The 20424-nt window shown below is 64.6% G+C and carries 21 protein-coding genes; 7 read left to right on the plus strand and 14 right to left on the minus strand.

The window, feature by feature from the left end:
• The first annotated feature begins 117 nt into the window (after positions 1–117).
• A complete protein-coding gene (locus BMY03_RS09320; RefSeq protein ID WP_094010894.1) occupies positions 118–1017 on the plus strand; it encodes a peptidoglycan DD-metalloendopeptidase family protein in 900 nt (299 codons plus the stop codon).
• A gap of 50 nt (positions 1018–1067) precedes the next feature.
• Here the strand turns inward: BMY03_RS09320 and BMY03_RS09325 are convergent, their stop codons facing one another.
• The 3 genes from BMY03_RS09325 to phoB all read right to left on the minus strand — a co-directional run bounded on the left by BMY03_RS09325 (position 1068) and on the right by phoB (position 4625).
• Positions 1068–2408: a hemolysin family protein gene (locus BMY03_RS09325; protein WP_023630539.1), complete on the minus strand. Its 1341-nt coding sequence runs from the start codon at positions 2406–2408 to the stop codon at positions 1068–1070.
• Positions 2409–2591: 183 nt separating this feature from the next.
• Positions 2592–3863, minus strand: coding sequence for a phosphate regulon sensor histidine kinase PhoR (gene phoR, locus BMY03_RS09330; protein ID WP_232887958.1), 1272 nt, complete (start codon positions 3861–3863; stop codon positions 2592–2594).
• A 72-nt stretch (positions 3864–3935) separates the two neighbouring features.
• The gene (phoB, locus tag BMY03_RS09335; protein WP_003253341.1) at positions 3936–4625 is read right to left on the minus strand and encodes a phosphate regulon transcriptional regulator PhoB; all 690 of its coding nucleotides are present in this window, start codon (positions 4623–4625) and stop codon (positions 3936–3938) included.
• A 162-nt stretch (positions 4626–4787) separates the two neighbouring features.
• Here phoB and BMY03_RS09340 point away from each other — a divergent pair, with 162 nt between their 5' ends.
• On the plus strand, positions 4788–5159 hold the full coding sequence (locus BMY03_RS09340; RefSeq protein WP_023631403.1) for a COG4315 family predicted lipoprotein: 372 nt from the start codon (positions 4788–4790) through the stop codon (positions 5157–5159).
• Between the two features lie 54 nt (positions 5160–5213).
• Here the strand turns inward: BMY03_RS09340 and ubiA are convergent, their stop codons facing one another.
• A complete protein-coding gene (ubiA, locus tag BMY03_RS09345; protein ID WP_038707067.1) occupies positions 5214–6104 on the minus strand; it encodes a 4-hydroxybenzoate octaprenyltransferase in 891 nt (296 codons plus the stop codon).
• Positions 6104–6661, minus strand: coding sequence for a chorismate--pyruvate lyase family protein (locus BMY03_RS09350; RefSeq protein ID WP_031315457.1), 558 nt, complete (start codon positions 6659–6661; stop codon positions 6104–6106). Before BMY03_RS09350 ends, ubiA begins: the two co-directional genes overlap by 1 nt.
• 193 nt (positions 6662–6854) lie before the next feature.
• Between BMY03_RS09350 and BMY03_RS09355 the strand changes: the two genes are divergently transcribed.
• The 4 genes from BMY03_RS09355 to BMY03_RS09370 all read left to right on the plus strand — a co-directional run bounded on the left by BMY03_RS09355 (position 6855) and on the right by BMY03_RS09370 (position 9197).
• Positions 6855–7022: a rubredoxin gene (locus BMY03_RS09355; protein ID WP_023532601.1), complete on the plus strand. Its 168-nt coding sequence runs from the start codon at positions 6855–6857 to the stop codon at positions 7020–7022.
• A gap of 33 nt (positions 7023–7055) precedes the next feature.
• Entirely contained in the window at positions 7056–8204 is a 1149-nt protein-coding gene (locus BMY03_RS09360) for an NAD(P)/FAD-dependent oxidoreductase (RefSeq protein WP_038707066.1), read from the plus strand.
• A gap of 188 nt (positions 8205–8392) precedes the next feature.
• Entirely contained in the window at positions 8393–8689 is a 297-nt protein-coding gene (locus BMY03_RS09365; protein WP_023631266.1) for an HU family DNA-binding protein, read from the plus strand.
• Between the two features lie 133 nt (positions 8690–8822).
• Positions 8823–9197, plus strand: a complete 375-nt coding sequence (locus BMY03_RS09370; protein WP_050707542.1) for a hypothetical protein — start codon at positions 8823–8825, stop codon at positions 9195–9197.
• Positions 9198–9285: 88 nt separating this feature from the next.
• Here BMY03_RS09370 and BMY03_RS09375 read toward each other — a convergent pair whose 3' ends face one another.
• The 6 genes from BMY03_RS09375 to exbB all read right to left on the minus strand — a co-directional run bounded on the left by BMY03_RS09375 (position 9286) and on the right by exbB (position 16027).
• The gene (locus tag BMY03_RS09375; RefSeq protein ID WP_094010896.1) at positions 9286–10695 is read right to left on the minus strand and encodes an aminoacyl-tRNA deacylase and HDOD domain-containing protein; all 1410 of its coding nucleotides are present in this window, start codon (positions 10693–10695) and stop codon (positions 9286–9288) included.
• 78 nt (positions 10696–10773) lie between these two features.
• Positions 10774–12852: an ATP-dependent DNA helicase RecG gene (gene recG / locus BMY03_RS09380; protein ID WP_094010897.1), complete on the minus strand. Its 2079-nt coding sequence runs from the start codon at positions 12850–12852 to the stop codon at positions 10774–10776.
• Positions 12853–12856: 4 nt separating this feature from the next.
• Positions 12857–13783 (minus strand): hydrogen peroxide-inducible genes activator, encoded by a 927-nt coding sequence (locus tag BMY03_RS09385; RefSeq protein WP_038707064.1) that lies wholly within the window; start codon positions 13781–13783, stop codon positions 12857–12859.
• A 94-nt stretch (positions 13784–13877) separates the two neighbouring features.
• Positions 13878–14612: an energy transducer TonB gene (locus BMY03_RS09390; RefSeq protein WP_023632734.1), complete on the minus strand. Its 735-nt coding sequence runs from the start codon at positions 14610–14612 to the stop codon at positions 13878–13880.
• The gene (gene exbD / locus BMY03_RS09395) at positions 14609–15037 is read right to left on the minus strand and encodes a TonB system transport protein ExbD (protein WP_023632733.1); all 429 of its coding nucleotides are present in this window, start codon (positions 15035–15037) and stop codon (positions 14609–14611) included. Before exbD ends, BMY03_RS09390 begins: the two co-directional genes overlap by 4 nt.
• Before the next feature lie 3 nt (positions 15038–15040).
• A complete protein-coding gene (gene exbB, locus BMY03_RS09400) occupies positions 15041–16027 on the minus strand; it encodes a tonB-system energizer ExbB (protein WP_094010898.1) in 987 nt (328 codons plus the stop codon).
• A 191-nt stretch (positions 16028–16218) separates the two neighbouring features.
• Here exbB and BMY03_RS09405 point away from each other — a divergent pair, with 191 nt between their 5' ends.
• Positions 16219–17076 carry an SDR family oxidoreductase gene (locus BMY03_RS09405; protein ID WP_038707063.1) on the plus strand — a complete coding sequence of 286 codons (858 nt, stop codon included), beginning with the start codon at positions 16219–16221 and terminating at the stop codon, positions 17074–17076.
• A gap of 46 nt (positions 17077–17122) precedes the next feature.
• On the opposite strand, the gene BMY03_RS09410 is transcribed toward BMY03_RS09405, so the two are convergent.
• Genes BMY03_RS09410 through spoT form a run of 3 tightly spaced genes read right to left on the minus strand, consistent with a single transcriptional unit; the run spans position 17123 to position 20417 of the window.
• Positions 17123–17848, minus strand: a complete 726-nt coding sequence (locus tag BMY03_RS09410; protein WP_094010899.1) for a hypothetical protein — start codon at positions 17846–17848, stop codon at positions 17123–17125.
• Between the two features lie 56 nt (positions 17849–17904).
• Positions 17905–18285 carry a RidA family protein gene (locus tag BMY03_RS09415; RefSeq protein WP_028689951.1) on the minus strand — a complete coding sequence of 127 codons (381 nt, stop codon included), beginning with the start codon at positions 18283–18285 and terminating at the stop codon, positions 17905–17907.
• Positions 18286–18308: 23 nt separating this feature from the next.
• Positions 18309–20417 carry a bifunctional GTP diphosphokinase/guanosine-3',5'-bis pyrophosphate 3'-pyrophosphohydrolase gene (spoT, locus tag BMY03_RS09420; RefSeq protein WP_094010900.1) on the minus strand — a complete coding sequence of 703 codons (2109 nt, stop codon included), beginning with the start codon at positions 20415–20417 and terminating at the stop codon, positions 18309–18311.
• Between the last annotated feature and the right edge of the window lie 7 nt (positions 20418–20424).

Raw genomic sequence — 20424 nt, forward strand, 5'->3', positions numbered from 1 at the left:
TGGGAGCGGGCTTGCCCCCTCCCACGTTACACCTCCAGCATCCCGACCAACTGTCATATCCCTCTCAAATCCGGCTGCTAGGCTTCGACAGAACACCACTGTCAAAAAGCCACCATCATGCCGCCCTCCAGACTGCTGCTGTTCTGTGCCTTGCTCACGGCCTCGGCGTCGAGCCTGGGCATGACCATCTACAAGACCACTGATACCTATGGCGTGGTTTCCTATTCCGACCGACCCCGCGTTGGCGCCAAGGTTTTCGTGTTCCGCGAACCCATGGTCGAGCGCCTGGACGGCCAGGTGCGGCTGAAGACCGAGGATTTCGCCGGTGGCGTGCGTTTTGTCGCGCGCAACGAGCTGTTCGTGCCGATGGAAGTTGAACTGCGTGTGGAGCGCCTGGCCAATGCCCAGGGCGGTAACGCCCCGCGCATCGTCCGGCGCCTGGTGCCGCCACGCTCGAACCTGATCCTCAGCGTGGTACAGGCTCGCCAAGGGGCTCGCCTCAAGTACGACACCAAGTTCCGCTACGCCATGGGCGACCCGGGCCAGCGCCCGCAGGGCTACCGTTATCCGTTCCCCTGGAAGGGCGGGCCGTTCCGCCTGAGCCAGGGCCCCAACGGCCGTTTCAGCCACTTCGGGCCCAAGGGCCGCTACGCCATGGATATCGCCATGCCCGAAGGCACGCCGATCATCGCGGCACGCGGTGGGGTGGTGGTGAAGATCGAGAACAACCAGAGCGGGCGGGGCAACAATCCGGCGGGCAATTTCGTCAGGATCCTGCACCCGGACGGCACCATGGGCGTTTACCTGCACCTGATGCGCGGTTCGGTGGTGGTGGGCGAGGGGCAGCGGGTTGCACAGGGGCAGCCATTGGCCAAATCGGGCAACACCGGCAACAGCAGCGGGCCGCACCTGCATTTCGTGGTGCAGCGCAATGTGGGGCTGGCGCTTGAGTCGATCCCGTATCAGTTCGACCGGCCAATCGGTGGTTTGCCGGACTTTACCGCAGGGAATCCATGACGCATTGCGGAGCAAGCCCGCACCCACGGATGTAGGCGCGGGCTCTCGGGTCAATCGAGCTTGAGCACCTTGGCCAGCACGATCTTCGGCCCTTTCATCTTCTTGATGATGATGCGCAGGCCTTCGACCTCCAGCACTTCCTCTTCCTCAGGGACGCGCTTGAGGGTCTCGTAGATCAGCCCGGCGAGGGTTTCAGCCTCGATGTGGTCCAGGTCGATACCCAGCAAACGCTCGACCTTGAACAGCGGCGTATCGCCGCGCACCAGCAGTTTGCCCGGCTGGTAGGCGAGGATGCCGCGCTCGGTCTTGCGGTGCTCGTCCTGGATATCGCCCACCAGCACTTCCAGCACGTCTTCCATGGTCAGGTAGCCGATCACCTTGCCGTCGGCTTCCTCGACCAGCACGAAGTGCGCGCCGCCCTTGCGGAACTGCTCCAGCAACTGGGCCAGTGGCATGTGCCGGGACACCCGCTCCAGCGGGCGGGCGAGGTCTGCAAGGTCGATGGTTTGCGGCAAGTGGTCGAGCTCTGCGAGCTCCAGCAGCAGGTCCTTGATGTGCAGCAGGCCGGTGAATTCTTCGCGCTCGGCGTCATACACCGGGTAGCGGCTGAACTTGTGACGGCGCAGCAGGGCGAGGATTTCCTTCAGCGGCGCATGGGCATCGATGCTGACCATGTCCTCGCGGGAGTTGGCCCAGTCGACCACCTCCAGCTCGCCCATCTCCACGGCCGAGGCCAGCACGCGCATACCCTGGTCGCTTGGGTCCTGGCCACGGCTGGAGTGCAGGATCAGCTTGAGCTCCTCGCGGCTGTAGTGATGCTCGTGGTGCGGCCCGGGCTCGCCTTGACCGGCGATGCGCAGGATAGTGTTGGCGCTGGCGTTGAGCAGGTAGATCGCCGGATACATCGCCCAGTAGAACAGGTACAGCGGCACGGCGGTCCACAGCGACAGCAGCTCTGGCTTACGGATCGCCCAGGACTTGGGTGCCAGCTCGCCGACAACGATGTGCAGGTAGGAGATCACGAAGAAGGCGACGAAGAACGAGATCGCCTTGACCAGCTCCGGGCTGTCCACGCCGACATAGGCTAGCAACGGCTCGAGCAGGTGGGCGAACGCTGGCTCGCCGACCCAGCCCAGGCCCAGGGAGGCGAGGGTGATGCCCAGTTGGCACGCCGAGAGATAGGCGTCGAGCTGGTTGTGCACCTTGCGCAGGATGCTGCCACGCCAGCCATGCAGCTCGGCGATGGACTCGACGCGGGTGGAGCGCAGCTTGACCATGGCGAACTCGGCGGCCACGAAGAAGCCGTTGAGCAGCACCAGGAACAAGGCGAAAAGGATCATGCCGAAATCGGCGAACAACGAGGTGAGGCTGATACCAGGGGAAGGGTCCATGATGGGGTTTTTACGGGGTCCGTCTTTGAAAGGGAGAAAAAAAGTGCCAGCGATGGCTGGCACGGGGGATCCAATGTAGCGGCTGGCGCCGCAAAAGCAAAGGGGACGCTGACCGCATCGCGGGGCAAGCCCGCTCCCATGCCAGCAGAGGCAAGCGTGGGAGCGGGCTTGCCCCGCGCGGGGTCATCCTCGATTTGTGACCAACTGCGCCGGCGCAAAGTGGCAGGTAAAGGTACTGCCATGCCCCGGCACGCTGCTGATTTCCAGGCGTGCGCGATGGCGCATCAGCACGTGCTTGACGATCGCCAGGCCCAGCCCGGTGCCGCCGGTGTTGGAGGCGCGGCTGGAGTCGACGCGGTAGAAGCGTTCGGTCAGGCGTGGCAGGTGCTTGGCCTCGATACCGACCCCCGAGTCCTGCACGCTGAGGTGCGCGCCCTGGTCGTCGGCCCACCAGCGAATGCGAATGGTGCCCTCATCCTGGGTGTACTTGACCGCGTTGAACACCAGGTTAGAGAACGCGCTGCGCAGCTCCGACTCGCTGCCCTTGAGGCGTATGCCAGGCGTTGCTTCCAGGCTGATCCGCTGGTTGCGCGGGCCGGACAGGGCCTGGGCGTCGTTCTTGATGGCGGTGAGCAGGGTGTCGACCAGCACCGGCTGGTTGTCCGAGGGATAATCGGTGGCTTCGAGCTTGGCCAACAGCAACAGGTCGTTGAGCAGCGTCTGCATGCGTGAGCCTTGCGCGCTCATCTGCTGCAAGGCACGGCTCCAGCGCGGGTTCACGTCCTCGACGTTGTCCAGCAGCGTCTCCAGGTAGCCGGTGATCACCGTCAGCGGCGTGCGCAGTTCGTGGGAGACGTTGGCGACGAAGTCCTTGCGCATCTGTTCCAGCTGGTGGATGCGGGTCACGTCGCGCACCAGCATCAGATGTTCGTTGTTGCCGTAGCGGGTAAGGTGCAGTTGCACGCGCAGGCGGTCGTTGATCGGCGACGGGATCTCCAGCGGTTCGGCGTAGTTCTCCGACTCGAAGTACTCCTTGAAGCGCGGGTGGCGCACCAGGTTGGTCACCGGCTGGCCGCCGTCCTGCGGGGTCTTGAAGCCCAGCAGGGTCTCGGCGGCGCGGTTCCACCACTCCAGGTTGCCGTCGCTGTCGAGCATGATCACCGCATCGCGCAGCGCGGCGGTGGACTCCTGGACCCGGTCGATCACTGCCTGCAGGCGGCCACGCACGCGCTGGTCGCGGCGCTGCAGGTGATAGATGCTGTCGAACACTTCGCCCCACAGGCCGTAGCCATCGGGTGGCGCCTCATCGGGTTGATGATTGCGCAGCCAGTCGTGCAGGCGCAGCAACTGCTTCAGTGTCCAGCCCAGGTAGAAGGCCAGGCCGATGGCCAGGCTCCAGCCATAGTACCCGCTGACCAGCCCGCCGATCAGGCAGACGGTGATCAGCAGGAGCATGTGGCGAATCAGGGTCGCGTGCCAGTTCTGGTTCAATTGACAGTCCTTGTACAGCGGGCGCTTGGGCTTCGATCAGCTTTTGGTCGAGAAGCGATAGCCAGTGCCGCGGACGGTTTGTACCAGATTTTCGTAGGCTTCACCCAGTGCCTTGCGCAGGCGGCGGATGTGCACGTCGACGGTGCGCTCCTCGACATAGACGTTGCCGCCCCAGACCTGGTCGAGCAACTGGCCGCGGGTGTAGGCGCGCTCCTGGTGAGTCATGAAGAACTGCAGCAGGCGGTACTCGGTGGGGCCCATCTCGGCCGGCTTGCCGTCGATGGTCACGCGGTGGCTGATCGGGTCTAGCAGCAGGCCGCCGACTTCGATCGGCGCTTCGCTGTCGCTTGGGCCGGTGCGGCGCAGCACGGCCTTGAGGCGCGCCACCAGTTCACGGGGCGAGAACGGCTTGGTGATGTAGTCGTCGGCGCCGACTTCCAGGCCCTGGATCTTGTTGTCCTCTTCACCCTTGGCGGTGAGCATGATGATCGGGATGTCGCCGGTCAGCTCGTCGCGCTTGAGGCGGCGGGCCAGTTCGATGCCGGAGGTGCCCGGCAGCATCCAGTCGAGCAGGATCAGGTCCGGCTTGCGGTCGACGATGATGGCGTGGGCCTGTTGCGAGTTCTCGGCCTCGAGGCAGTCATAGCCGGCCATTTCCAATGCAACGGCGATCATCTCGCGGATAGGCGCTTCGTCGTCGACGATCAGAATGTTTCTGCCAACCATGCTCAATTACCTCTCCCAGGAACGATGTCTTGGCCCGCATTAGATAACGGAATTATTGCAGCTGTGTGACAGGGCGTGGGCGGTTCTGGCGACATTGCGTGACTGGACTAGGCTAAAAGTGGCCGCGAACATTCAATCCACCCCTGAACAATGGTGATTCCAATGACACGACATACGCTGAGCTGGATGGCCCTTTGCGCTGCGCTGGCAGTGCCGGGGGTGGCGTCGGCTCATCACGCCATGGAGAAGGATGGCATGTGGGTCGACCACGATGGCATGACGCTGTACACCTTTGACAAGGACGCTGGTGGCAAGTCCATGTGCAATGGCGAGTGCGCCAAGAACTGGCCGCCGTTGATGGTGAAGAAGGACGACGAGGCGCCGAAGGACAAGTGGACTCACGTCACCCGCGACGATGGCTCGATGCAGTGGGCCTATGACGGCAAGCCGCTGTACACCTTCGTCAAGGACAAGAAGGCCGGGGATACCACCGGTGATGGCATGAAGGATGTCTGGCACGTCGCCAAGCCTTGATGCACCTGGCGTGGGAGCGCCGCACCGCCGCTCCCACCATTGGCCTGCGCAATGTCAGCGCAGCGCGTAGTCCAGCACCACACCAATGAAGATCAACAACCCCGCCCAGTGGTTGTGCAGGAACGCCTTGAAGCACGACTCGCGGTCCAGCTTGCGCGTCGACCAGAACTCCCAGGCGAAGCATATCGCCGCCGCCAGCAGCCCCAGGTGGAACCAGCCGCCCAGCTCGAAGCGGTTGCCCGCCAGGAGCAGGCAGCCCAGCGACAGCAGCTGCAGGCTCAGGATGATCACCCGGTCGGCCTCGCCGAAGAGGATGGCGGTGGATTTCACGCCGATCTTCAGGTCGTCGTCACGGTCGACCATGGCGTAGTAGGTGTCATACCCCACCGTCCACAGCAGGTTGGCGATGTACAGCAGCCAGGCGCTGGCCGGCAGCTCGCCACCCGCGGCGGTGAAAGCCATCGGGATACCCCAGGAATACGCCGCGCCCAGCACCACCTGCGGGTAGTAGGTGTAGCGCTTCATGAACGGGTAGCAGAAGGCCAGGGCGACCGCGCCGAACGACAGCCAAACCGTGGTGGCGTTGGTGCACAGCACCAGCAGGAAGCTCACTCCCACCAGCAGGGCGAACAGCACCAGCGCTTCGCGGGGCTTCACCCGGCCGCTGGCCAGTGGCCGGTCGGCGGTGCGCTTGACGTGGCCGTCCACCTTGCGGTCGGCGAAATCGTTGATGCAGCAGCCGGCGGCACGCATCAGCACCACGCCGAGGCCGAAGATCAGAACGTTGGCCAGGGTCGGCGAGCCGTTGCCGGCAATCCACACCGCCGACAGCGTCGGCCACAGCAGCAGGTAGATGCCGATGGGGCGGTCCATGCGGCTCAGCTGGACAAAGTCCCAGGCGCGCGGGTGCAGGCGGTTGAGAGACTTGAGCAGTTGCATGTACATCAGCGGTTTTCCTCCGTGGCCGCGTGCCACAGGGCGGGCAGGAACACCTCGGCCACCAGCAGGTCGAGGCCGGCGCGTTCGAAGCGCGAGCGCCTTCCCCACAGCCCGGAGCTGGTGACCTCTACGGGCAGCCAGTCCTGTGGATAACTGCACACTTCGATAGGGTGGCGGACGAACGCCTGGTCGCAGAACAGTAGCTCGCCCAGCGAGCGGCTGCCCAGGGTCTCCAGGTCGAGCCCCCCGCGCTCCAGCGCTGTGCGGCTGGCGACGCTGCGGGCGAATACCCACGGCTGGCCATGGCCGCGCAGGTAGACCTCGCGCACCCAGCCCTGCGCGCCAGGCCGCAGGCCCAACGCGGCGCATTCATCGTCACGTAGTGGCTGCCAGCCCTCGAACAAAGGGGTGACGCTGAAGTGGTCATGGGAAAGACCGGTCAGGCGACGGGTCAGGGAGCCTTCGTCGAACAACCAGTCCAGGGTCGGCTGGTCGGGCAGGGGCGCCAGTTGCGGATACGCCAGCCACGCGACAGCGGCTGCTTGCGGGGTTTCGTACGGCACGTCGGTATGCTTGATACAGGCCAGAGAGGCGGCGAGCTTAGCATGATTGCCGTCCTGGCTTGCATACTGCCAGCAGGCCCAGTACAAAAGCCGACCAGAGATTGCACGGTGGTCACTTGCAGGCGCGGGCGTGCCCCACGACCCGGTCACCAGTTGCAACGCACCAATGAGCCTGACCGAGGAACAGCATCCGATGAAGAAGTGGCAATGTATTGTCTGTGGCTTGATCTACGACGAAGCCGATGGTTGGCCGGACGACGGCATCGCCCCCGGCACCCGCTGGGAAGACGTGCCGGAAGACTGGCTGTGCCCTGATTGTGGCGTAGGCAAGAGTGACTTCGAAATGATCGCCATTGGCTGATCGCAACCCTGGCTTGAACAAGGAACGCACGACATGACGTCCCCCGTGGTGATCATTGGTACCGGCCTTGCCGGTTACAACCTGGCGCGAGAGTTTCGCAAGCTGGACGGCGACACGCCGCTGCTGCTGATCACCGCCGACGACGGTCGCTCCTATTCCAAGCCGATGCTGTCCACCGGCTTTGCCAAGCAGAAGGACGCCGACGGCCTGTGCATGGCCGAACCGGGCGCCATGGCCGAGCAGCTCAAGGCCGAGATCCGCACCCATACCCGCATCAGCGGTATCGACCCCGGCCACAAGCGCCTGTGGATCGGCGAGGAAGCGGTGGAATACCGCGACCTGGTACTGGCCTGGGGTGCGCAGACTGTGCAGGTGCCCGTGGAAGGCGATGCGGGCGAGCTGGTCTTCCCGATCAACGACCTTGAGGACTACGCACGATTTCGTGTCGCCGCCGCAGGCAAGCAACGGGTGCTGATCCTCGGCGCCGGCCTGATCGGCTGCGAATTCGCCAACGACCTCACCTTGGGCGGCCTGCAGTGCGAGGTCGTGGCGCCGTGCGAACAGGTCATGCCGACCTTGCTGCACCCGGCGGCGGCCGCTGCCGTGCAGGCAGGCCTTGAAGGGTTGGGCGTGCGTTTCCATCTCGGCCCGGTGCTGACCCGCCTGCAACGTTTTGGGGAGGCTGTGGAGGCGCACTTGTCCGACGGCAGCGTCATCCCTTGCGACCTGGTGGTGTCTGCGATCGGCCTGCGGCCGCGCACCGACCTGGCGGCGGCAGCGGGCCTGCAGGTCAACCGCGGGGTGGTGGTGGATCGCCAGCTGCGCACCTCTCACGCCAACATCTTCGCCCTGGGCGACTGCGCCGAGGTCGATGGTATCAACCTGCTTTACGTCATGCCCTTGATGACCTGCGCCCGCGCCCTGGCCCAGACCTTGGCCGGCAACCCGACCGCAGTGGCCTATGGCCCGATGCCGGTCACCGTGAAGACGCCGGCCTGCCCGCTGGTGGTGTCCCCGGTGCCGGCAGGCTACGAGGGCACTTGGGTGGTGGAAGGCAGCGGTGGCGACCTGAAAGTGCTCTGCCATGGCTCCGATGGCCAACTGCTGGGCTACGCCCTGACCGGCGGCGCGGTCATGGAGAAACTGGCGTTGAATCGCCAGTTGCCACCCTTGATGGCGTAAATGGCGGGCGTTCTGTCGTAATTATCCTGTTCTTGCCACGACAATGGCCGCCCAGATACTGGCGCGGCCCCGGTCGGCGTGCCATCCTCACTGGCGTCTACCGCAGCCTAGAGCCTGCGGTGCCTTGAACGCTGCTTCCTTCGGCAGCACGGCATAACAACAAGAAATCCCGTCAAAGAGGCTTCACTATGCGTAAACCAGAACTCGCCGCCGTCATCGCCGAAAAGGCCGACCTGACCAAGGAAAAGGCCAATATTGTCCTGAACGCGATTCTCGACAGCATCACCGGCGCACTCGACAAGGACACCGTCACCCTGGTCGGCTTCGGCACCTTCGAAAAACGCCACCGCGGCGCTCGCACCGGCAAGAACCCGCAGACCGGCGAGCCGGTTAAGATCAAGGCCAGCAACACTGTCGCCTTCAAACCGGGCAAGGGCCTGCGTGACAGCGTCAACGCACCGGCCAAGCCTGCCAAGAAAAAGTGATCGACAAGCCATCGAGACGGGCGCCTTAAGGCGCCCGTTGTGTTTCTGGTAAGCAAATGCGGCGAACTTGCATAAACAGGGCGATAAACGGATAAACTGCGCGACTCAGTCATTTTTCACTCGAGGCGCGTTGATGAAGTTTCGTTTTCTTCTCTGGGCCATGGGCTTGCTGATGGCCAAGGCCAGCCGCAACAACCCGGCGTTCCAGCAGCAGCTGCAGGACAAGGACCTGGTCTTCCAGATGCAGACGCTCGACGGCAAGGTTGCCCGGCACTTCATCGTCAAGGACCTGCGCATCAGCAGCAAGGGCGGCCTGCACCCGCAGCCGGCGTTCGCCATTGCCTTCAAGGATGCCGCGTACGGCTTTGCCACGCTGCAAGCCGGTAACAAGCAGCTGGCTTTCATGCAGGGGATTCAGGAGAAGAACATCCAGATCAAGGGCAATCCGGCGCTGGTGATCTGGTTTCAGGGCTTGATGAAGTACCTGAAACCGAAGAAGAAAGCGTAGTAGCGGCTTTAGCCGCGATGCAGGCACCGCGGTTTCTGGCACCCGCTTCGCGGGTGATCGCGGCTGAAGCCGCTCCTACGGGGCGGCCTTAATGCGAATGCGGCGGGTGGAACTGCGACGCCAGCTCGCGTAGCAATGCCTCGGCCTCCAGCACCTTGTTCACCACCTCTTCCGCCTTGTCCCGGGTCAGCCCCAGGCGCTCGAGCAGGGCATCCGGGATCTCGTCCTTCGGCCCCGAGCCAATCCCCCGGGCGCGCAGCAGGCGCGTCGCCAGGCACACCAGGTTGGGGAACGCCGCATAATCGCCGTCGTACGCCGGATCGTGCTGGAAGCGCAGGGCTGTGGACAGTTCATCGGGCATGTCCCATAGCTTCATCAGCCAGGCACCGATCTGTTCACGGCTGATCCCCAGCAAGTGCTGCTCCACATAGCTGTGGCACAGGTGTGGGTTGACCTCCAGATGACGGCAGATCAGCGAGAAATGCGGGGGGAAGACGTGGGCCAGCAGCAGGTAGCCGAAGTTGTGCAGCAGCCCGGCCAGGTAGGTCAGGCCTGCTTCCGGGCGTTCGGCGCGCGGCATGGCACGGGTCAGGCCCTCGATCACGGCAGCGGTATAGATCGACTGCTGCCAGTACGGCGTGGCCTGTTGCGGGTGGTCCTTGGGCAGGCTCAGGGTCTTGCCCAGGGCCAGGCCCAAGGCCAGGTTGATCACCAGGTCGAAGCCCAGTACCCGCACGATGGCGTCTTCCACCGAGCGGATCTTGCCGGGTGACGCGTAGTAGGGCGATGCCGCCCAGCTGACGACTTGCGCAGCCAAGGCCGGGTCGGTTTCGACCACGCCGGTGATGTCATCGATGCTGGCATTGGGGTCGACACGCAGCTTGATGATCTTCTGCGCGGTGTCGGCCAGCGGCGGAATCTCGATGGTCTGCTCCAGGCGCTGCTGGATGCGCCGGGCGGTGAAGGCCTGGACTGCGCGAATGACTTCCTTGGGAGGACCGTCCAACTGATCGAAACTGAGGCGAATATCGCTGATCGGCTGGCCGAAGGTGCTGGCACTGGCCTTGACCAGCATCTTCTTGAAAGCCGTCCGGCCGATTTCCAGGAGCAGCCCGGCTTCACCGGACTGGATCAGCAGGGTTTCGTTGTCGAGCAGGCTCTTTTCGTACTGGCACGGCGAGCTGGTCAGCGCGGGAATGGCGGGCAGGGTCTTGAGGTGATGCTTGTCGAGCATCTGCTTCAAGCGCTCCAGCGGCACGGCCTTGAGCTTGCGTCCGGTCAGTTCCTCGAGGCGCTTGAGGTCCAGCAACTGGCTTTGCGGGAACAGCACCATCAAGGCACCGATCTCGTCATCGAGCAGCACGGCCTGTACGCGCGAGTTGGCCGGCAGCCCCGGGTGCTCGGGCACCTCGCGGAAGCTGACGCCGAGCTTGTCGAGCAACAGCCGGATGACAGACGGTGCGTGTAGGGTTGCGGTATCCAGGGCAACTTCAGTCATGGCCTGTATCCAATCATTTCTGTAAACGCGAAGTATAACCAGCCTGGCCGCCAAGCTGGATCCATAATGGGACGGGCGTCACACCTGGCCATATTGTTGGCCGTGGCGCAACCAGCGGTCGAGTAGCGGGCTGACGTGGCCCGGCCAGTGCGCCAACAGGGCCTGGGCAGCGTCACGTACGGCCGGCAACAAGTCGGCGTCGCGCATCAGGTCGGCGACCTTGAACTGTAGGAGGCCGGTCTGGCGAGTCCCGAGCATCTCGCCGGGGCCGCGCAACTCCAGGTCCTTCTCAGCGATGACGAATCCGTCGTTGGTTTCCCGCATGATGCCCAGCCGCTCTCGACCGATCTGCGACAGCGGTGGATGATAGAGCAGCACGCAGTGGCTCACCGCGCTGCCCCTACCGACTCGGCCGCGCAACTGGTGCAGTTGGGCCAGGCCCAGGCGCTCGGGGTTCTCGATGATCATCAGGCTGGCATTGGGCACGTCGACGCCGACCTCGATCACTGTGGTAGCGACCAGCAGTTGCAGCTCGCCGGCCTTGAACTCAGCCATCACCGCCGCTTTTTCCGCAGGCTTCATGCGTCCGTGGATCAGCCCAACGCGCAGCTCGCCCAGGGCGCTGCCCAGCTCTTCGAAGGTGCTTTCGGCGGCCTGGCAGGTCAGCTCCTCGGATTCTTCGATCAGGGTGCACACCCAGTAGGCCTGGCGGCCTTCGGCACAGGCGGCGCGAACCCGCTCGACCACCTCGAAACGACGGCTGTCGGCGACCAGCACGGTATTCACCGGTGTACGACCGGGCGGCAATTCGTCGAGGACCGAGGTGTCCAGGTCGGCGTAGGCGCTCATGGCCAGGGTGCGTGGGATCGGGGTGGCGGTCATGATCAACTGGTGCGGGCATAGCTGGCCCATGACGCCTTTCTTGCGCAGGGCCAGGCGCTGCTGCACGCCGAAGCGGTGTTGTTCGTCGATGATCGCCAGGGCCAGGTGCTTGAATTGCACCTCGTCCTGGAACAGCGCATGGGTACCGACCACCATCGGCGCGCCATTGGCGATCTGTTCCAAGGCGCTGGCGCGGGCCTTGCCCTTCAGCTTGCCGGCCAGCCAGGCGACTTCGATACCCAACGGCTCCAGCCAGCGTTTGAAGGTGATGAAATGCTGCTCGGCGAGAATCTCGGTGGGGGCCATCAGCGCCACCTGGTATCCGGCCTCCAGGGCCTGCAGCGCCGCTAGCGCGGCGACCACGGTCTTGCCGGCCCCCACGTCACCCTGTACCAGGCGCATCATTGGTTCGGGTTGGCTGAGGTCGTAGGCGATTTCGTTGCCGACGCGCTGCTGGGCACCGGTCGGGTTGAAGCCGAGGTTGGCCAGGTACTGGGCCGGCAGGCGGGTGGCCTTGGGCAGCACCGGCGCACGCAGGCTGCGCTGGCTTTCCCGCAGGCGCTGCTGGGAGAGCTGATGGGTCAGCAGTTCCTCGAAGGCCAGGCGGTGCTGCGCCCAGTGATGGCCCTCGGCAAGCTCGTCCAGATCGGCATCGGCCGGCGGGTTGTGCAGGTAGCGAATGGCATCGCTCAATGGCGCCAGCTTGTAGTCGCGGGCCAGTTGCTCAGGCAGCCAGTCGGGCAGGCTGCGCGGGCCGAGCATGCCAAGGCTCTGCTGGCACAACAGGCGCAGGCGTTGCTGGGTGAGGCCTTCGGTGGTCGGGTAAATCGGCGTCAGCGTCTGTTCGACCGGCGGTGGTGCCTCATCACCGTTCAGCGCCCGGTATTCCGGGTGGTAGATTTCCAGCCCCGAGGCGCCGGGACGCGCTTCACCATAGCAACGCAGATGTGTGCCACGCTTGAGGCCCTCCTTTTGCGCATTGCTGAAATGGTAGAAGCGCAGGCTCAGCGTGCCGCTGCCGTCACCTAGGCGCACCACCAGGCTGCGGCGCTTGCCCATGGTCACGTCAGCTCCGCTGACCACGCCTTCGATCACCGCGTCCTGGCCCGGCCGCAGTTGGCCGATAGGTACCACGCGGGTGCGGTCCTGGTAGCGCAACGGCAGGTGGAACAGCAGATCCTGCAGGTTCTCCAGACCGACCTTGGCGAGTTTCTCTGCCATGGCTTCACCAACACCCTTGAGCGTGGTGACCGGGACGTTCGACAGCTCGGTCATGGGCTCAGGCCGGTTGGTCCACGGTTGGCTTGGCCACCGAGCAGAGGCGGATCGAGTCGGCGAGGATCTCGATGGCCTTCGGCCGCGGGAAGCTGGCGCGCCAGGCGATGGCCACGGTGCGGAACGGCGCGGGCGCGGTCAGCGGGCGAACTTCGATGACGCCCGGCGCGTAATGATGGCTGTGCACTGCCGATAGCGGCAGGATCGACACGCCCAGGCCAGAAGCGACCATGTGGCGGATGGTTTCCAGCGAGCTGGATTCGACCGTGGTGTGCTTGGAGGCTTCGCTGCCCTTGTTCAGGGTCGGGCAGGCTTCAAGCACCTGATCGCGGAAACAGTGACCCTCGCCCAACAGCAGCAGGCTCTTGTCGTTGAGCATGGCGGTGTCGATGGTGTCCTTGGCGGTCCAGGGGTGGTCGGCCGGCATCAGCGCGCAGAACGGTTCGTCGTACAGCGGCAGGGTCAGCACGTCGGCCTCGTTGAACGGCAGGGCGATGATCACCGCGTCCAGTTCGCCATTGCGCAGCTTCTCGCGCAGTACATGGGTGAAGTTCTCTTCGATGTACAGCGGCATCTGCGGCGCCACGCGGTGCAGTTGCGGGATCAGATGCGGGAAGAGATAGGGGCCGACGGTATAGATGGCCCCGACCTTGAGCGGTGCTGTCAGCTGGTTCTTGCCGGCTTGGGCCAGTTCGCGGATGCCCTGGGCCTGTTCCAGCACCTTCTGCGCCTGGGCGACGATGCTCTCCCCGACCGGCGTGAGGCGCACCGCGCTCTTGCTGCGCTCGAAGATCAGCACGCCGAGTTCGTCCTCGAGCTTCTTCACGCCCACCGAAAGGGTCGGTTGGCTGACGTGGCAACGCTCGGCCGCGTGGCCAAAGTGCTGCTCTTGCGCGAGGGTGACGATGTAGCGAAGTTCGGTGAGGGTCATAACGTGCGTCCATGAAGTTGCGGCCCCAGCATAGCGGCTGCAATCGATAGACGCACGTTATCAGACTTGCCGTTTTGTGACAGAAACAAAAACGTCAGCGTCGGTCCAGTGAGTAGACGAACGGCGCAACCACTTCGATCGTGCCATTGTTCAGCAGCTCCGCCGGAGGCTTGGGTACCGTGCCGGCACGGCGGATCATCTCCAGCGTGGCCCGGTCCAGCGCCGCGCTACCCGAACCACCGGCCAGCGTGTACGACACTACCTTGCCTTCGGCGTCGACCACGAAGCGCAGGCGGTTGATGCCCTGCAACCCACGGCGGCGAGCGTCCTCGGGGTACTTCTTGTACTTGGCCAGGTGGCGCAACAGATCACTCTGCCAGCTCGGCAGGGCATTGCTGTTGGACGCGATGCTTGGCTGCGGCGCCGCCGACTTCTGCGGTGGCGTGTTGCTGGGCGGTGTATCCGCCACATCGTCCTTGGCCGGCGGTTCGTCCTTTGGCGGCTCCAGTTTTTTCTCAGGCTTGGGCGGCTGTGGCTTGGCCTTGGGCTTGGGCGGCTTGGGGATGGCGATCTTCGGCTTCGGCGCCTCTGCCAGCTTGGGCAGCGGTGGTTCCTCGATCGGCGTCGGCGGTTTCGGGGCGGCCTTGGGCGGAGGCGGTGGCGCGGGCTCTGGCAGTGGGGCCAGCTCGACCATCATCGCTGCCGGCGGCAACTCGAGGGCCTGGGGCACCGACCAGTTGAGCGTCAGCAGCACGGCGACCGCGTGCACACCCAGCACGATCGCCAGGCTGCCACCGTAGCGCGCCAGGTTTGAGCGCGTTTTCGTCATTTCTTGGCTGCCGTCTCGAGTCCGACCAGGCCGACCTTGAGGTAACCGGCGGCACGCATGGTGTTCATCACTTCCATCAGGTCGCCGTAGTCGACGCCCTTGTCAGCCTGGAAGAAGATGGTGGTTTCCTTGTCGCCCTTGGTCTTGGCGTCGAGCATGGCGCCAAGCTGGTCGCGCTGGGCCACCTCGTCGTCGCCGAGGTAGAGCTTCTTGTCGGCCTTGACGCTGACGAACACCGGCTTCTCGGGCCTCGGCGCCGGCTTGGCGGTCGAGGCGGGCAGGTCGACCTTGATGTCGACAGTGGCCAAGGGCGCCGCGACCATGAAGATGATCAGCAGCACCAGCATCACGTCGATGAACGGCGTGACGTTGATTTCGTGGTTCTCGGCGAGGTCGTCGCCACCTTCGTTGAGATGCAGGCCCATGGTTTACCCCACTTTCACCATGTGCGGGGCGACGCGTTCGCCACCCTGGTGGTCCAGATCACGGCTGACCAGCAGCAGTACCTGGGCGGAGGCATCGGACACCTGTGCCTTGTAGCCGGCGATAGAGCGGGCGAAGACGTTGTAGATGACCACGGCCGGAATTGCGGCAACCAGGCCCAGGGCGGTGGCCAGCAGGGCCTCGGCGATGCCAGGGGCGACCACGGCGAGGTTGGTGGTCTGGGTCTTGGCGATGCCGATGAAGCTGTTCATGATGCCCCACACGGTACCGAACAGACCGACGAACGGGGCGGTGGAGCCGATGGTGGCCAGCACGCCGGTGCCGCTGCTCATGGTGCGACCGCTGGCGGCCACCAGGCGCTCCAGGCGGAAGCTGACGCGTTCCTTGATGCCTTCCTTCTCGCGAGCGTTGGCCGACAGGCGCATCTCTTCGAGGGCGTCATGCACCAGGGTGTGGGCCAGGGTGCCTTCCTTGTTAGACACCTCGCTGGCCTCTTTCAGGCTCACCGAGCGTTTCAGGGCAGCGATCTCGCCACGCAGGCGGCGCTTGGCGCCCATCAGCTCGAAGCCTTTGGCGATCCAGATGGTCCAGGTGATGATCGAGGCGATGGCCAGGCCGATCATCACGGCCTTCACCACCACGTCGGCGTTCTTGTACATGCCCCATGGGGACAGGTCGTGGGCCATGCCCAGCGAGGTGTCTTCGACCATCGCCTGCACGTTCTCGTCTGCCGGTGCCTGGCCATCCACTGGGGCGCTGGTGTCGGCAGGCGCGTCGGTTGGCGCAGCTACCGGTGCCTGGCCTTCGGCGGCAGGCGCGGCCGTGGCGCTGGCGGCTGCCGGTGCGGCGGCAGTGGCGGCGGGCTCATCGGCCATGGCCACGGGGGCCAGTACCAGGCTGAACATCAGCGCGGCAATGGCGCGCCAGGCGCGCGACGGGGTTGGCGAAGCGGAAGATTGAGTACGTGTCATGCTGGCCGGACCTGATGAAGAGAAATGGGTTGAGTTCTTCAAGGCCTCGAAGCAGGCCGAGAACAGACAGGGCCGCCATTATTGCAAGTAATTCTTGTTAACAAAAGAATGGAGAGCGCTTTTTTTAACCTTTGTCTAGCCGCCGATCGCTAAATCCGGTTAGCGTGAACCTTTGGATTTGGAGTTTCATGATGTCGGACCTGAGAGCGTTGATCGTCGGCTGCGGCGATGTGGGAGGCCGTCTGGCCCGACAGTTGCTCGCCCATGGGTGGCAGGTCGATGGCCTGCGCCGGTCGGTGCGGGACCTGCCCGAAGGGGTGCGGCCCGTTGCCGCTGACCTGTCGAACCCGCGCCTGCCGGAAGCGTGGCCCGCACGCGCGCCGGACTACCTGGTGTACTGCGTGGCGGCCAGCCAGCATGACGAAGCGGGCTACCAGGCCGCCTATGTCGATGGTTTGCGCCATGTGCTCGATTGGTTGAAAACCAAGGGTCAGCGGCCGCGTCGCCTGCTGTTCGTTTCCAGCAGCAGTGTCTATGCACAACAGGATGGTGAGTGGATCGACGAGAGCGCAGCCACCGCACCCGAGGGGTATTCGGGCAAGGTGATGCTCGAAGCGGAGCGCCTGGCGTTGGGCAGTGGCATTCCCGCGAGCATCGTGCGCCTGACCGGGATCTATGGGCCTGGACGTGAGTGGCTGCTGAGCCAGGTACGTCGAGGCTACCGAGTGGCCGAGGAGCCGCCGTTGTACGGCAACCGCATTCACGCCGAGGATGCCGCTGGTTTGCTGGCGCACCTGCTGCAGGCCGATGCCCGGGGTGTGGCGTTGGACGATTGCTACATCGGTGTCGATGACGATCCGGCGCCGCTGGCCGAGGTGGTGGGCTGGCTGCGCGAGTACCTGGGGGTCACCGAGTGGTCGGACGAGCAGCGGGTGCGGCGTACCGGCAGCAAGCGCTGCAGCAATGCGCGGGCTCGGGCACTGGGCTGGGCGCCGCAGTATCCGAGCTATAAAGAAGGCTATGCGGCCATTCTGCAAGGGCGTGGTTGAGAGATCTGGCTCTATCGCGGGGCCAGTCGGGCCGCCGCGATGATGGCTAATCCTTTTCCAGCACCCACTGCCGGGCGCCGGCAGTCAGTTGCGGCATTTCGTCCGGCTGGGCGCGGTTCACCGCCTGGAAGATCTCCAGGGTGTCGCCGTCGCGCTTGAAGATCCACGGCGCGCCACGCTGGTTGCGCTCCAGCCACAGGCTGTCGTTGCCATCGCCCATGGTCGCGCAGTCACCCGCCAGGCACAGGGCAAAGCGGTCCGGGCCGGGCAGGCCGGTGACATTGCCGGTATCGCTGAAGCGTACTAACCCGCCCTTGCCCTGACCCTCGACGATCTTCCAGTCACCGCCCAGGTATTGCTGGTACAGCGCCTTCTCGAAACTGCCGCCCAGCGCAGCGCCTTCTGGCGCCTTGCTGCGCATGAACGTCTGCTGATGGCCGGAGGGGTCGATAGTCACCAGTTCGTCGCCATTGAGCTTGAGTTGTTCGGTCAGGTCGCCTTCGAAGTTGACCTGCCAGTCCTTCTCGTTGGCGCTCAGACGCCCGTCGGCGGCCTCGAAGCCATTGCTGAAGCTGGCCTGCTGGTTCTTGACGTCGATCTTCCACTCGAACACCGGACCCTTCGCGTCCAGGGCCTGGCGCAGGCTGGTGCCTTTGCTGGCGGCGTCGATGGCGGCCTGGTTGATCCAGGTGCCGTTGAAATCTTCAGGCTTGTGGCTGGCGCAGCCGCCCAGGAGCAGGGCTGCCAGCGTGAGAGGCAATGCGTGGCGCATGGTGAAAACCTTGAGGCAGGAGGGGGGGTGACGGGCCTTGACCCGTCACCGGGGTATTACTCGAGAACCAGGATGGCGTCCATCTCGACCTGGGCGCCCTTGGGCAGGGCAGCCACGCCGATGGCGGCGCGGGCCGGGTAGGGCTGCTCGAAGTAGCGGCCCATGATCTCGTTGACCTTGGCGAAGTGGCTCAGGTCGGTGAGGAAGATGTTCAGCTTGACGATGTCCTTGAACGAACCGCCAGCGGCTTCGGCCACCGACTTCAGGTTCTCGAACACCTGGACGGTCTGGGCTTCGAAGCCCTCGACCAGTTCCATGGTTTTCGGGTCGAGCGGGATCTGCCCCGACATGTACACGGTGTTGCCGGCCTTGATCGCTTGCGAGTAAGTGCCGATGGCGGCTGGTGCCTTGTCGCTGGTGATGACGGTCTTGCTCATGATGACTCCTTGCGGTTGGCGGACTACGCACGCATCCGGGTGATGCGGACCACGCCGGTCAAGGTGCGCAGCTTCTTGATCACACGGGCCAGGTGCACGCGGTCGTGCACGCTGACCACCAGTTGGACCACGCTGATACGGCCGTCGCGTTCGTCCATGCTGATTTTCTCGATGTTGCCGTCGGCGGCGTTGACGCTGCTGGCCAGCAGGGCGATCAGGCCGCGCTGGTGCTCCAGCTCGACGCGCAGCTCGACGTTGAACTCGCCGGTGATGTCCTTGGCCCAGGAGAGCTGCAGGCACTTCTCAGGGTTATGCCGGACTTCACTGATGTTGCGGCAGTCTTCCAGGTGCACGACCATGCCCTTGCCGGCCGACAGGTGGCCGACGATCGGGTCGCCCGGGATCGGCGTGCAGCACTTGGCGTAGCTGAGCACCAGGCCCTCGGTGCCGCGGATCGCCAGCGGGCCTTCCGGGGCCGGCAGCTGTTCGCCTTCGGCAGACAGCAGGCGGCGGGCGACCACGTAGGCCATGCGGTTGCCCAGGCCAATGTCTTCGAGCAGGTCTTCGACCAGCTCCAGGCGGTACTCGGTGAGGATCGCCTGGATGCGCTCCTGCGGGATCATCTCAAGGGTGCTGTCGAAGCCGGTCAGCACCTTGTTCAGCAGGCGCTCGCCAAGACTGATGGACTCGGAGCGGCGCTGCTGCTTGAGGGCGTGGCGGATATGCGTGCGCGCTTTGCCGGTGACCACGAAGTTGAGCCAGGCCGGGTTCGGCCGGGCCCCCGGTGCGCTGACAATCTCGACGGTGGAGCCGCTCTGCAGTGGCTCGGACAGCGGTGCCAGGCGGCGGTTGATGCGGCAGGCGATGCAGCTGTTGCCGACGTCGGTGTGTACCGCGTAGGCGAAGTCGACGGCGGTGGAGCCCTTGGGCAGCTCCATGATCCGGCCTTTCGGGGTGAAGACGTAGACCTCGTCCGGGAACAGGTCGATCTTCACGCTCTCGATGAATTCCAGCGAGTTGCCGGCGCGCTGCTGCAGCTCGAGAATGCCCTTGACCCACTGGCGGGCGCGGGCATGGCTGCCTTTTGGCTGCTCTTCCTCGTTGGACTTGTACAGCCAGTGCGCGGCGATACCGTTGTTGGCCATCTCTTCCATTTCGCGGGTGCGGATCTGGATTTCGATGGGTACGCCGTGCATGCCGAACAGCGTGGTGTGCAACGACTGGTAGCCGTTGGCCTTGGGGATCGCGATGTAGTCCTTGAAGCGGCCCGGCAGCGGCTTGTACAGGTTGTGCACGGCACCGAGCACGCGGTAGCAGGTGTCGACCTTGTCGACGATGATGCGGAAGGCGTACACGTCCATGATCTCGGTGAAGGCGCGGCGCTTGCCGCGCATCTTCTTGTAGATGCCATAGAGGTGTTTCTGTCGGCCGCTGACCTCGCCTTCGATGCCGTCGGCGGCCAGGCAGTTGGCCAGCGAGGTCTCGATCTTGGCGACGATCTCCTTGCGGTTGCCGCGCGCGGCCTTCACTGCCCGGTGGATCAGCGACGAACGCATCGGGTGCATGGCCTTGAAGCCGAGGTCCTCGAACTCCACGCGCACGGTGTGCATGCCCAGACGATTGGCGATGGGGGCGTAGATCTCGAGGGTTTCCTTGGCGATGCGCCGGCGTTTTTCGCCGGAGAGCACTTCCAGGGTGCGCATGTTGTGCAGGCGGTCGGCCAGCTTGACCAGGATCACGCGGATATCGCGGGCCATGGCCATGGCCATCTTCTGGAAGTTCTCGGCCTGCGCCTCGGCCTTGGTCTCGAAGTTCATCTGGGTCAGCTTGCTGACCCCGTCGACCAGCTCGGCGACGGTCTCGCCGAATTGCTGGCTCAAGGCTTCCTTGGCGATGCCGGTGTCTTCGATCACATCGTGCAGCATGGCGGCCATCAGGCTCTGATGGTCCATGTGCATGTCGGCAAGGATGCTGGCCACTGCCAGCGGATGGGTCACGTAGGGCTCGCCGCTGCGGCGGCGCTGGCCATCGTGGGCCTGCTCGGCGTAGAAGTAGGCCCGGCGAACCAGATTGACCTGTTCGGGGCCCAGATAGGTCGACAGCCGTTCGGCGAGGGCTTCTATACCCGGCATGGTTTCA

This window comes from Pseudomonas soli, assembly GCF_900110655.1.
GTDB lineage: Bacteria > Pseudomonadota > Gammaproteobacteria > Pseudomonadales > Pseudomonadaceae > Aquipseudomonas > Aquipseudomonas soli.